This window comes from Serratia sp. CY81684 (assembly GCF_052166595.1).
GTDB classification, from domain to species: domain Bacteria; phylum Pseudomonadota; class Gammaproteobacteria; order Enterobacterales; family Enterobacteriaceae; genus Serratia; species Serratia nematodiphila.
The window spans coordinates 19,382-31,233 of record NZ_JBJNOO010000005.1 but is presented as its reverse complement, the minus strand read 5'-3'; the positions used below and the strand labels follow the sequence as shown (position 1 = coordinate 31,233).

Genomic DNA, 11,852 nt, shown 5'->3' with positions numbered 1-11,852 from the left:
CCTCTATGGAAAAACTACTGATCGTGAATGCCGATGATTTCGGCCTGAGCAAAGGGCAGAACTATGGCGTCATCGAGGCGTATCAGCATGGCGTCGTTTCCTCCACCACGGCGATGGTGAACGGCGGCGGCGCGCAGCACGCGGCGGCGCTCAGCCGGCAATATCCGGGGTTGCCGATTGGGCTGCATTTCGTTTTGACCCATGGCAAGCCGCTGGGCGCCATGCCTTCGCTGGTCAACGAACATGGCGAACTGGGCAAATGGCTGTGGCGCCGCGCCGAGGCCGGCGAGCTGCAGCTGGACGAAATTCACGAGGAGCTGCAGCGCCAGTTCGCGCGCTTCGTGACGCTGTTCGGCCGGCCGCCGACGCATATCGACAGCCACCACCATGTGCATATGCAGCCGCAAATTTATCCGCTGGTGGAGGCGTTCGCGCAAGCGCAGGGGCTGCCACTGCGTCTCGATCGCGAAGAGGCGAAACGGCGTGGCATCACGCTGCATGCCCCCTATAGCACTGACGCTTTCGACGCGGGATTCTACGGTGAGACGATTTCCGAAACGTTGTTCCTGCAAAGGTTGGCGCGCGCCGACGAGCAGGGCGCAGAATCATTGGAAATGATGTGCCACCCGGCGTTCCTCGACGCGACGATCCTGCAGAGCCAATACTGCCATCCGCGCCTCGTCGAGCTGGATGTGTTGACCGCGCCGACGCTGAAAGCGGCGATCGCCGAACGCGGTTTTCTGTTGGGCTCCTTCCAGGATCTGTAACGCCGCCGTTTACAGCATGGCGTGCGCCTTTTTCAGGCCGGTGTCTTCTTCCGGATCGGCGCCCTGAGGCAAGGGCTCCGCCTCTTGTGCTTCGGGCTGCGGCTCGTCGACCTCGGGCGCCGCTTCCGGCGGCGGCATGGTGTCGTGAATGATCTGTTCATCGAAGGTCGGATTGAGCGCCGGCGACAGCGGCGAGCTGGCGAGGCTGTCCGGCAGCGGAATGTGCGGCACCGGCGCGTCCTGCGCCAACTGCGGTTCCTCCGCTTTCGCCGTGCGGCTGAGGGCCGCCAGCAGCACGCCGCACAGGGCGAAAAAGGCGTACAGGATATTGCCGCCCAGCGGCTCGATCAGCGCGCCGACCGCCAATGGCCCGATGCTGGCGCCGACGCCGAACGCCATCAGCAGACAGGCGGCCAGCGAGACGCGGCGTTCCGGCTCGATCAGATCGTTGGCCAGCGCCACCACCAGCGGGTAGAGCGTAAATTGCAACATGCTGACGACGAACCCGACCGCCAGCAGCAGCGGGAAATCGATGTGCGGCAGCAGCGCCAGCGGCAGCGCCGCCACGATCAGAAAAATGGCGTTGAGGCGCATCAGCAACGGGCGATTATAGCGATCCGACAGCCAACTGAGCGGGAACTGCGCCACCAGCCCGGCGAAGATGGCCAGCGCCATGAACAGGCCGGTTTGCTGAGTGGTTAAGGATTGCAGGCTGGCGTAGACCGGCGCCAGGCCGTAAAACGAGCCCACCACCATGCCGATCACCAGCGTGGTAGCCAGCACCTTGGGAATGGCGCCGACAAAGTAACGCAGCTCCATCGGGGCCGGCGACATGTGGCGCGCATTGGTGCGGGTGGTGAGAGCGATGGGCACCAGACAAAGCGCGAAGCACAGCGCGATCACCAGCAGCGTGCTGATGCCCAGGTTGCTTTGCAGCATCAGCACTATCTGACCCAGCGACATGCCGAGATAGGTCGCCGCCATATAGAAGCCGAACACCATGCCGCGCTGGTTGGATTCCGCCTGGTCGTTCAGCCAGCTTTCCAGCACCATATACTGGCACATCATGCACAGCCCGATCACCAGACGCAGCGCGACCCAGGCGGGAATGAACGCCGTCAGACCGTGCCCCAGCACCGCAGCGGTGATGATGCCGGCGCAGGCCACGTAGGCGCGGATATGCCCGACGCGGGCGATGAGAAAGTGGCCGACCTTGCCGCCGATCACCAACCCGATGTAGTTGGCGGCGATGATGGCGCCGATCAGCGCGCTGCTGACGTGGATGGAGGCCAGCCGCAGCGAGACATAGGTGGTGAGCAGGCCTGAGCCCAACAGCAGCAACAGGGTGGTGGTGTACAACGGCAAGAATACGCCCAACGTTTTTTTCACGCTATCATCCTAATCTCTTCTGGTGCGCCCTGAGGCCGCCGCCGCAGCGCGCCGCCTCCGTGATGTTCCTTGTGCTGGTGCGCCGCCGCTCAATGGGGCGCTTCTTTTGATACTAGCAGCTTGGCCGGGCGCTTAAAACCGCACCTCCTGCGAGGCGCTGCGCATTTCTGCGCGCCGGCCGCCGTGTCGCCTTGATAAATGCTACTATCGGGCGCATATACCTGAATTCGCGAGGGAGGGGTTATGAGTGAAAACCAACTGCGCCGGCTCAGCGTGCTGGCGGGGGAAAAACTGAAGGCTCAGGGCCGCTGGATCACCTGCGCGGAATCCTGCACCGGCGGTGGCATCGCCAAGGCCATTACCGATATCGCCGGCAGCTCCGCCTATTTCGATCGCGGTTTCGTCACCTACAGCAATGCGGCGAAACATGATCTGCTGGGGGTGAGCGAAGCGACGTTGATGGCGCACGGCGCGGTCAGCGAAGAGGTGGTGCGCGAGATGGCGATAGGGGCGCTGCGGGCGGCGCAGGCCGATCTGGCGCTGTCGGTGAGCGGCATCGCCGGCCCGGACGGCGGCAGCGTGGAAAAGCCGGTCGGCACCGTGTGGTTCGGCTTTGCCAGCAGCGATGGCCGGGGGCTTTCGCGCAAGATGCAATTCGAGGGCGACCGCGATGCGGTGCGGCTGCAGGCGACGATTTTCGCGCTGCAAACCGCCATCGACGAATTTTTGTAAATTAGGCTTGATACTGTATGACCATACAGTATAATTAGTGACATTTCCTGCACAACATACATTCAGTGGCAGTGTGGGGTAACACCGGCATTGCGAAACGAAGGAGCAAAAATGGCTATTGATGAGAACAAGCAAAAGGCGTTAGCTGCGGCACTGGGCCAGATTGAGAAACAGTTCGGCAAAGGCTCCATCATGCGCCTGGGTGAAGACCGCTCCATGGACGTGGAAACGATCTCCACCGGCTCACTGTCACTCGATATCGCCCTGGGCGCCGGCGGCCTGCCGATGGGCCGCATCGTAGAAATCTACGGCCCGGAATCGTCCGGTAAAACCACTTTGACGCTGCAGGTGATCGCCGCTGCGCAGCGCGAAGGCAAAACCTGTGCGTTCATCGACGCCGAACACGCGCTGGATCCTATCTATGCGAAAAAGCTGGGCGTCGATATCGACAACCTGCTGTGCTCCCAGCCGGATACCGGCGAGCAGGCGCTGGAAATCTGTGATGCGCTGACCCGCTCCGGCGCGGTTGATGTCATCATCGTCGACTCCGTGGCGGCGCTGACGCCGAAGGCGGAAATCGAAGGTGAAATCGGCGATTCGCACATGGGCCTGGCGGCGCGCATGATGAGCCAGGCGATGCGTAAGCTGGCCGGCAACCTGAAAAACGCCAATACCCTGCTGATCTTCATCAACCAGATCCGTATGAAAATTGGTGTGATGTTCGGCAACCCGGAAACCACGACCGGCGGTAACGCCCTGAAGTTCTATGCTTCGGTGCGTTTGGATATCCGTCGTATCGGCGCCATCAAAGAAGGCGACGAAGTGGTGGGCAGCGAAACCCGCGTGAAAGTGGTGAAGAACAAAATCGCTGCGCCGTTCAAACAGGCTGAGTTCCAAATCATGTACGGCGAAGGCATCAACAGCCGCGGCGAACTGGTCGATCTGGGCGTGAAGCACAAGATGATCGAAAAAGCCGGCGCCTGGTACAGCTATAACGGCGAGAAGATCGGTCAGGGCAAGGCGAATGCCTGTAACTTCCTGAAAGAAAACCCGGCTATTGCCGCCGAGCTGGATAAGAAGCTGCGTGATCTGCTGCTGCACAGCGGCGGTGAGCTGGTGGCTGCCTCCGGTGACGACTTCGAAGACGACGAAGCGGAAACCAGCGAGCAGTTCTAATCGCTGAAGATGTGCGCCGCCGTTTATGTGGCGCATATCCTCTGAATTCAGGCTTGAATGATGAATGACTTGCTAAGCCGCGCCATGCGCCTGCTGTCGCAACGCGATCATAGTGAAGCTGAACTGCGCCGCAAACTTGCGGCGCAGCCGTTTGTGGCGAAAGCCCGCTTTGGCGGTAAGGGGCCGCATGCGCCGACGGTGGCCGAAGAGCCGGTGGATCCTGCGCTGATCGATCAGGTTATCGCCTACTGTTACCAGCACAACTGGCTGGACGATCAGCGTTTCGCCCACAGCTACATCGGCAGCCGCAGCCGCAAGGGTTATGGCGCGCAGCGCATCCGCAGCGAACTGATGCAAAAGGGCGTGGATAAAGCGCTGGTGCAGGACGCGTTGGCGGAATGCGATATCGACTGGTGCGAACAGGCGAAACAGGTGGCGCAGCGAAAATTTGGCGATGCGTTGCCAACCGACTGGAAAGAGAAAGCCAAAGTGCAGCGTTATCTGCTCTATCGCGGCTTCTTCCAGGAAGAAATTCAGTCAATTTACCGTGATTTTGCGCAATGAGCGCACACGGGGTTTTACTTCCCTCTGAAGAAAATTTATCTTATCCCCACTTTTTGTTCGTGAGCTGGTTGTCATCGTCGGGATGACGCGCCACCGGCTCACGTGTCGTTATTCTAGCCTTTCCAGGAAAATTATGAGCAAGAGCACCGCTGAGATCCGTCAAGCGTTTCTCGATTTCTTTCATAGTAAGGGCCATCAGGTTGTAGCAAGCAGCTCCCTGGTGCCTAACAATGATCCGACATTGCTGTTTACCAATGCCGGCATGAACCAATTTAAGGATGTTTTCCTGGGGCTCGACAAACGCGCCTATTCCCGCGCCACCACCTCGCAGCGCTGCGTGCGCGCAGGCGGCAAGCATAACGACCTGGAAAACGTCGGTTATACCGCTCGTCACCACACCTTCTTTGAAATGCTGGGTAACTTCAGCTTCGGCGATTACTTCAAGCACGACGCGATCAGCTACGCGTGGGAACTGCTGACCGGTGAAAACTGGTTCAACCTGCCGAAAGAGAGACTGTGGGTCACCGTGTATGAAACCGATGACGAAGCGTTCGACATTTGGCAGAAGCAAATCGGTGTACCGGCAGAGCGCATTATCCGCATCGGCGACAACAAGGGCGCGCCTTTCGCTTCAGATAACTTCTGGCAGATGGGTGATACCGGCCCATGCGGCCCGTGCACCGAGATTTTCTACGATCACGGCGATCACATCTGGGGCGGCCCACCAGGCAGCCCGGAAGAAGACGGCGACCGCTACATCGAGATCTGGAACATCGTTTTCATGCAGTTCAACCGTCAGTCCGACGGCACCATGCTGCCGCTGCCGAAACCTTCGGTGGATACCGGCATGGGTCTGGAGCGCATCGCGGCGGTGTTGCAGCATGTGAACTCCAACTATGAGATCGACCTGTTCCGCACCCTGATCGCCGCCGTAGCGAAAGTGACCGGCGCGACCGATCTGGATAACAAATCCCTGCGCGTTATCGCCGACCACATCCGTTCCTGCGCCTTCCTGGTGTCGGACGGCGTGATCCCGTCTAACGAAAACCGCGGCTACGTGCTGCGTCGTATCATTCGCCGCGCGATCCGTCATGGCAACATGCTGGGCGCGAAAGATACCTTCTTCTACAAGCTGGTAGCGCCACTGATCGAAGTGATGGGCCCGGCGGCCGACGAGCTGAAACGCCAGCAATCGCTGGTGGAGCAGGTGCTGAAAACCGAAGAAGAGCAGTTTGCCCGCACGCTGGAGCGTGGTCTGGCGTTGCTGGACGAAGAACTGGCCAAGCTGCAGGGCGATACTCTGGACGGCGAAACCGCTTTCCGTCTGTACGATACCTACGGTTTCCCGGTCGATCTGACCGCTGACGTCTGCCGCGAGCGCGGTCTGAAAGTCGACGAGGCGGGCTTTGAAGAAGCGATGGAAGCGCAGCGCCGCCGCGCGCGCGAATCCAGCGGCTTCGGCGCCGACTACAACAGCCTGATCCGCGTGGATGGCAGCAGCCAGTTCAGCGGCTACGATCACGACGAGCAGCAGGCGACGGTGATCGCGCTGTTCCGTGACGGCCAGCCGGTCGAGCAGATCAACGCCGGCGAAGAGGCGGTGGTGGTGCTGGACGAGACGCCGTTCTACGGTGAATCCGGCGGCCAGGTCGGCGATAAAGGCGTGCTGAAAGCCGCCGGCGCCGAGTTTGTGGTCAATGACACCCAGAAATACGGTCAGGCTATCGGCCACCAAGGCAAACTGGCGCAGGGCTCGCTGAAGCTGAACGATCGCGTGGATGCGCAGATCGACGCCGAGCGCCGCAACAGCATCCGCCTGAACCACTCCGCGACTCACCTGCTGCACGCCGCGCTGCGCCAAACGTTGGGCGACCACGTTGCGCAGAAAGGCTCGTTGGTTAACGACAAATACCTGCGCTTCGACTTCTCGCATTTCGAAGCGATGAAGCCGGAACAAATCCGCGCGGTGGAAGATCTGGTGAACCAGCAGGTGCGTCGTAACTTGCCGGTGCAGACCGAGCTGATGGCGTTGGAAGACGCCAAAGAGAAGGGCGCAATGGCGCTGTTCGGTGAGAAGTACGACGACAACGTGCGCGTGCTGACCATGGGCGACTTCTCCACCGAGCTGTGCGGCGGCACCCACGCCAGCCGCACCGGCGATATCGGCCTGTTCCGCATTCTGAGCGAGTCGGGCACCGCGGCGGGCATCCGCCGTATTGAAGCGGTGACCGGCGCAGGCGCTATCGCCACGCTGCACCAGCAAAGCGATTTGTTGCAAGACGTTGCGCAGTTGGTGAAGGGCGACAGCAACAACCTGACCGATAAAGTGCGCTCGGTGCTCGATCGCACGCGCGCGCTGGAAAAAGAACTGCAGCAACTGAAAGATCAGCAGGCGGCGCAGGAAAGCGCGTCGCTGTCCAGCCAGGCGAAAGTGGTTAACGGCGTGAAGCTGTTGGTCAGCCAGTTGGACAATGTCGAAGCCAAAATGCTGCGCACCATGGTGGATGACCTGAAAAATCAATTGGGTTCGGCCATTATCGTGTTGGCGACGACGGGTGATGACAAAGTCAGCCTGGTCGCGGGCGTGACCAAGGATCTGACTGACCGCGTGAAAGCCGGCGAGTTGATCGGCAACGTGGCGCAGCAGGTCGGCGGCAAGGGCGGTGGTCGCCCGGATATGGCGATGGCGGGGGGGACGGATATCAACGCTCTGCCAGCGGCGTTAAACAGCGTAGAAGCCTGGGTGGCCTCAAAGCTGTGAACATAAATAAATAGCACGGACAAACGCCATAATACTTTGTTGATTATGGCGTTTTCATACTGTGCTAACACAATTTAGTTACAATTGCGGGAACAAAGTTTTTCTGGTCGGCTAAACTTACCATTATCTGAGGTGGGACCAAGTCTGCTTACACTTATTGTGGATTGCGCGGCTTACGTTTTCACCACATATGATGGATAATGACGGGGAAACTGAGAGACCCGACTCTTTTAATCTTTCAAGGAGCAAAGAATGTTAATTCTGACTCGTCGAGTTGGTGAAACCCTCATGATTGGCGATGAGGTTACGGTCACTGTGCTAGGGGTAAAAGGCAACCAGGTGCGTATTGGTGTGAACGCCCCCAAAGAGGTTTCAGTTCACCGTGAAGAAATCTATCAGCGCATTCAGGCAGAGAAGTCTCAGCAGACGACTTACTGATTCCGAAGCAGCGTCTCGTTGCCAGACGAGACGCTACTGCATCGTTTTACCCACTTCTTTCGTTCTCCCCTCTCTTTTTCGTGATTATTTTCCCGGTGAGTTTCCTGCTTTATTGCTGCAGACGTTGCGGTTGCCTGTTGATTAAACGCCCTTTTTGCCGTGAAATCGCCCATGTTGGGTGCGAATTGTGCAAACGCGCATGAGTTGGGAAAAATTGTTTGACTTAAAAGTCGGAGAAAGTAATATGTGCGCCACGCAGTGCCGATGAGCTTCTCCAAAGCAAGTTAGGCACAATTCGAAAGAAGCGTATGGTGAGGTGGCCGAGAGGCTGAAGGCGCTCCCCTGCTAAGGGAGTATGCGGTCAAAAGCTGCATCCGGGGTTCGAATCCCCGCCTCACCGCCATTTGCATCCGTAGCTCAGCTGGATAGAGTACTCGGCTACGAACCGAGCGGTCGGAGGTTCGAATCCTCCCGGATGCACCATATTTTGCAGTATGGTGGGGTAGTAACAACGTACCATACGGTATCAAAAAAGAATTCCTGTGCATCCGTAGCTCAGCTGGATAGAGTACTCGGCTACGAACCGAGCGGTCGGAGGTTCGAATCCTCCCGGATGCACCATTCTTAATCTCATTCGTCGCGAAGAAAAATCTTCATGCGGGTGAGAGGAAAAAAGTGTTACCAGGGAGGATAACGTTGCTTCAGCAACGGCCCGTAGGGTGAGGTGCTAGCGCCGAATCATCCTCCTGGATGCACCATTCTTAAAGCCTGGCTTTATTAGCAAAGCCGGCACGCGGTAAAAATAGTAATGCATCCGTAGCTCAGCTGGATAGAGTACTCGGCTACGAACCGAGCGGTCGGAGGTTCGAATCCTCCCGGATGCACCATCTAAGAGAAGCCCGCCTTAGCGGGTTTTTGCTTTTCTGTTATTCGTGAAACAGACAAGCGGCAAAAACAGTCATGCATCCGTAGCTCAGCTGGATAGAGTACTCGGCTACGAACCGAGCGGTCGGAGGTTCGAATCCTCCCGGATGCACCATGTTTAACCTCCCGTATCGCGAAGAGAAATCGTCATGCGGGTGGTAAAAAGAAAGTGTCCTTGGGGAGGATAACGTTGCTTTAGCAACGGCCCGCAGGGTGAGGCGTTGGCGCCGAATCATCCTCCCGGATGCACCATCTAAGAGAAACCCGCCCTGGCGGGTTTTTCGCTTTTCAGCATTCAGCCATTCTCTCTTCACTCCTTTCCTGCTTTGCACCCGAACGCTCACAGCACATTCCGCTATGACGCAGTCAGCGACAACCCAACGGCTTTACGCTAAAGTAGTTTTCTTTCCTCAACGATCATGGAGTAACGATGTACGACCGCTATCAGGGTCTTATTTTCGACATGGACGGCACGATTCTGGACACCGAGCCAACGCACCGCAAAGCGTGGAGTGAAGTGCTATCGCGTTATGGCATGACGTTTGATGAAGCGGCTATGGTGGCGCTGAGCGGTTCACCGACCTGGCGCATCGCTCAGGCGATTATCGCCAGCCACCAGGCCGATCTCGATCCCCATCACTTGGCCGCGGAGAAAACCCGCGCGGTGGAGGCGATGCTGTTGGACAGCGTGCGCCCGTTGCCGCTGATCGAGGTGGTAAAATCCTATCACGGTCGCCGTCCGATGGCGGTCGGTACCGGCAGCGAGCACCGCATGGCGGAAATGCTGCTGCGTCATCTCGGCCTGTTCAACTGCTTCGACGCGATCGTCGGTGCGGACGACGTACAGCGCCATAAACCGGAGCCGGACACCTTCCTGCGCTGCGCCGAACTTATCGGCGTGCCGCCGGAAAAGTGCGTGGTGTTTGAAGACGCCGAGTTCGGCATTCAGGCGGCAAAAAGCGCCGGTATGGACGTGGTAGACGTTCGCACGCTGTGAGTAGTACGCTAGCCGTAATATCATTATTTGGCAGCAGCTTCCTCAGTGCGACGCTGCTGCCGGGAAATTCAGAAATCGTTCTGGTCGCTTTGCTGACCCAGAGTCGCGTCTCGCCGGAATTGCTGGTGCTGGCCGCGACCCTGGGCAACACGCTGGGCGGCTTGACCAATGTCATTATCGGGCGCCTGTTACCGGCGTTGAAACCACAGCGGGGGCTGGCAACTGCGCTCGGGTGGCTGCAACGCTTCGGCCCGGCTGCGCTGTTGCTCAGCTGGGTGCCGGTGGTGGGCGATTTGTTGTGCGTGTTGGCAGGTTGGCTGCGCATGCCCTGGGGCTCTGTCGCGCTGTTTCTGTGTATCGGAAAAGCGCTGCGTTACATCGTTTTGGCTATGATAACGGTACAGGGCATCGCCTGGTGGCAGTAACCAAGTGAATATAACTCAATATTCTCTCGGGTGCGGATTCAGTATGCTTACGAGTTATTGTTTTTAGAAGCGGGAGGTCAATTTGATCCCGGACGTATCACAGGCGCTTTCTTGGTTGGAAGCCCATCCTCAGGCATTAAAAGGCATTCGTCGCGGCATCGAGCGTGAAACGCTGCGAGTCACGCCGAACGGCACCTTGGCGACTACCGGGCATCCGGAAAAGCTGGGGGCGGCATTGACGCATCACTGGATCACCACGGATTTCGCCGAGGCGCTGTTAGAGTTCATTACGCCGGTTGATGACAATATCGATCACCTGCTGACGTTCCTGCGCGATATTCATCGCTACGTGGCGCGCAACATTGGCGATGAGCGCATGTGGCCGCTCAGCATGCCGTGCTTTATCGAAGCCGAGCAGGATATTGAGCTGGCGCAGTTCGGTTCTTCGAACATCGGCCGCATGAAGACGCTGTACCGCGAAGGGTTGAAGAATCGCTATGGCGCGCTGATGCAGACCATTTCCGGCGTGCACTACAACTTCTCGCTGCCGCTGGAGTTTTGGCAGGCCTGGGCTGGTGTGCAGGACGCAGAAAGTGGTAAAGAGCAGATCTCGGCGGGGTATTTCCGTCTGATCCGCAACTACTACCGTTTCGGTTGGGTGATCCCGTATCTGTTCGGCGCATCGCCGGCCATTTGTTCTTCGTTCCTCAAAGGGCGCGAGACCACTCTGCCGTTCGAACGCACCGAGCAGGGGATGTGCTACCTGCCGTACGCCACCTCGCTGCGTCTGAGCGACCTGGGTTATACCAACAAGTCGCAAAGTAATCTGGGCATCACCTTCAACGATCTGCACAGCTATGTGGCCGGTTTGAAGCGGGCGATCGTTACGCCTTCCGAAGAGTTCGCCAAGCTGGGCGTGAAAGAGGGTGATCGCTACCTGCAGTTGAACAGCAACGTGCTGCAAATCGAGAACGAGCTGTATGCGCCGATCCGGCCGAAGCGCGTGACCAAAAGCGGCGAGACGCCGTCAGACGCGCTGCTGCGCGGCGGTATCGAATACATCGAAGTGCGTTCGCTGGATATCAACCCGTTCTCGCCGATCGGCGTGGATGCGGTGCAGGCGCGTTTCCTGGATCTGTTCCTGGTGTGGTGCGCGCTGGCCGATGCGCCGGAGATGAGCAGCGATGAACTGCTGTGCACGCGCAAGAACTGGAACCGGGTGATTCTGGAAGGGCGCAAACCGGGCCAGACCATCGGCATCGGCTGTGGCGCCAGCCATGAACCGCTGGAAAAAGTGGGCAAGGCGCTGTTCGCCGATCTGCGTCGGGTCGCGGAAGTGTTGGACGGCGAAGCCGGCAACCGTCAATACCAGCAGGTGTGCGATGAGCTGGTCGCCGCGTTTGACGATCCTGAGCTGACCTTCTCCGCGCGCATTCTGAAGGCGATGAAGGCGGAAGGCACCGGACGCGTCGGTCTGCAGCTGGCGGAGCAGTATCGCCAGACATTGCTGGAAGAACCGTTGGAAATCCTGAACGAAGCCGAGCTGGATAAAGAGCGGGAAGCCTCTTGGCAGCGTCAACGCGACATAGAAGCCAATGATACGCTAAGCTTTGAAGCGTTCCTGAAGCAAAACGGCGGAAGCTGAAAAAGAAAAAGGCCACATCAATGTGGCCAAATAT

Annotated in this window: 11 protein-coding genes and 5 tRNA genes; 14 read left to right on the top strand and 2 right to left on the bottom strand. The window is 58.5% G+C overall.

Translation table 11 applies throughout. From position 1 onward, the window contains the following. The first annotated feature begins 5 nt into the window (after nt 1-5). Nucleotides 6-767 carry a chitin disaccharide deacetylase gene (gene chbG / locus ACJ8QF_RS18205; RefSeq protein WP_004932547.1) on the top strand — a complete coding sequence of 254 codons (762 nt, stop codon included), beginning with the start codon at nt 6-8 and terminating at the stop codon, nt 765-767. A gap of 9 nt (nt 768-776) precedes the next feature. On the opposite strand, the gene ACJ8QF_RS18200 is transcribed toward chbG, so the two are convergent. After that, a complete protein-coding gene (locus tag ACJ8QF_RS18200; RefSeq protein ID WP_049188070.1) occupies nt 777-2,156 on the bottom strand; it encodes an MFS transporter in 1,380 nt (459 codons plus the stop codon). Between the two features lie 243 nt (nt 2,157-2,399). Between ACJ8QF_RS18200 and pncC the strand changes: the two genes are divergently transcribed. The 3 genes from pncC to recX all read left to right on the top strand — a co-directional run bounded on the left by pncC (nt 2,400) and on the right by recX (nt 4,628). After that, nucleotides 2,400-2,888 (top strand): nicotinamide-nucleotide amidase, encoded by a 489-nt coding sequence (gene pncC / locus ACJ8QF_RS18195; RefSeq protein WP_015376700.1) that lies wholly within the window; start codon nt 2,400-2,402, stop codon nt 2,886-2,888. A gap of 111 nt (nt 2,889-2,999) precedes the next feature. Continuing rightward, entirely contained in the window at nt 3,000-4,064 is a 1,065-nt protein-coding gene (recA, locus tag ACJ8QF_RS18190; RefSeq protein WP_004932541.1) for a recombinase RecA, read from the top strand. A 60-nt stretch (nt 4,065-4,124) separates the two neighbouring features. Beyond that, a complete protein-coding gene (gene recX / locus ACJ8QF_RS18185; RefSeq protein WP_033631822.1) occupies nt 4,125-4,628 on the top strand; it encodes a recombination regulator RecX in 504 nt (167 codons plus the stop codon). A 40-nt stretch (nt 4,629-4,668) separates the two neighbouring features. Here recX and ACJ8QF_RS18180 read toward each other — a convergent pair whose 3' ends face one another. Further along, entirely contained in the window at nt 4,669-4,812 is a 144-nt protein-coding gene (locus tag ACJ8QF_RS18180; protein ID WP_162180460.1) for a hypothetical protein, read from the bottom strand. On the opposite strand from ACJ8QF_RS18180, the gene alaS reads away from it, so the two are divergent. The 10 genes from alaS (at nt 4,762) to gshA (ending at nt 11,818) form a co-directional block, all read left to right on the top strand. After that, complete coding sequence (gene alaS / locus ACJ8QF_RS18175) at nt 4,762-7,389, top strand: alanine--tRNA ligase (RefSeq protein ID WP_442537741.1); 2,628 nt, start codon at nt 4,762-4,764, stop codon at nt 7,387-7,389. The two genes, ACJ8QF_RS18180 and alaS, sit on opposite strands and share 51 nt — an antisense overlap. Before the next feature lie 252 nt (nt 7,390-7,641). After that, a complete protein-coding gene (csrA, locus tag ACJ8QF_RS18170; RefSeq protein WP_004091602.1) occupies nt 7,642-7,827 on the top strand; it encodes a carbon storage regulator CsrA in 186 nt (61 codons plus the stop codon). 310 nt (nt 7,828-8,137) lie between these two features. Beyond that, nucleotides 8,138-8,230: transfer RNA gene (locus tag ACJ8QF_RS18165), tRNA-Ser, on the top strand. Nucleotides 8,231-8,233: 3 nt separating this feature from the next. Beyond that, nucleotides 8,234-8,310 (top strand) — tRNA-Arg (locus ACJ8QF_RS18160). 61 nt (nt 8,311-8,371) lie between these two features. Further along, nucleotides 8,372-8,448: transfer RNA gene (locus ACJ8QF_RS18155), tRNA-Arg, on the top strand. A gap of 189 nt (nt 8,449-8,637) precedes the next feature. Continuing rightward, a tRNA-Arg gene (locus ACJ8QF_RS18150) sits at nt 8,638-8,714 on the top strand. A 75-nt stretch (nt 8,715-8,789) separates the two neighbouring features. Then, nucleotides 8,790-8,866 (top strand) — tRNA-Arg (locus ACJ8QF_RS18145). A gap of 315 nt (nt 8,867-9,181) precedes the next feature. Continuing rightward, nucleotides 9,182-9,748 carry a fructose-1-phosphate/6-phosphogluconate phosphatase gene (yqaB, locus tag ACJ8QF_RS18140; RefSeq protein WP_004932523.1) on the top strand — a complete coding sequence of 189 codons (567 nt, stop codon included), beginning with the start codon at nt 9,182-9,184 and terminating at the stop codon, nt 9,746-9,748. Beyond that, entirely contained in the window at nt 9,745-10,173 is a 429-nt protein-coding gene (locus ACJ8QF_RS18135; protein ID WP_004932520.1) for a YqaA family protein, read from the top strand. The genes yqaB and ACJ8QF_RS18135 overlap by 4 nt, the downstream gene beginning before the upstream one ends. 82 nt (nt 10,174-10,255) lie before the next feature. Continuing rightward, nucleotides 10,256-11,818 carry a glutamate--cysteine ligase gene (gene gshA / locus ACJ8QF_RS18130; RefSeq protein ID WP_015376703.1) on the top strand — a complete coding sequence of 521 codons (1,563 nt, stop codon included), beginning with the start codon at nt 10,256-10,258 and terminating at the stop codon, nt 11,816-11,818. Nucleotides 11,819-11,852 lie beyond the last annotated feature (34 nt).

Bases quoted from the DNA above. Each gene is read 5' to 3' on its own strand.
- chbG (WP_004932547.1), top strand. From the start codon at position 6: ATGGAAAAACTACTGATCGTGAATGCCGATGATTTCGGCCTGAGCAAA.
- pncC (WP_015376700.1), top strand. From the start codon at position 2,400: ATGAGTGAAAACCAACTGCGCCGGCTCAGCGTGCTGGCGGGGGAAAAA.
- recA (WP_004932541.1), top strand. From the start codon at position 3,000: ATGGCTATTGATGAGAACAAGCAAAAGGCGTTAGCTGCGGCACTGGGC.
- recX (WP_033631822.1), top strand. From the start codon at position 4,125: ATGAATGACTTGCTAAGCCGCGCCATGCGCCTGCTGTCGCAACGCGAT.
- alaS (WP_442537741.1), top strand. From the start codon at position 4,762: ATGAGCAAGAGCACCGCTGAGATCCGTCAAGCGTTTCTCGATTTCTTT.
- ACJ8QF_RS18180 (WP_162180460.1), bottom strand. From the start codon at position 4,812: ATGAAAGAAATCGAGAAACGCTTGACGGATCTCAGCGGTGCTCTTGCT.
- csrA (WP_004091602.1), top strand. From the start codon at position 7,642: ATGTTAATTCTGACTCGTCGAGTTGGTGAAACCCTCATGATTGGCGAT.
- yqaB (WP_004932523.1), top strand. From the start codon at position 9,182: ATGTACGACCGCTATCAGGGTCTTATTTTCGACATGGACGGCACGATT.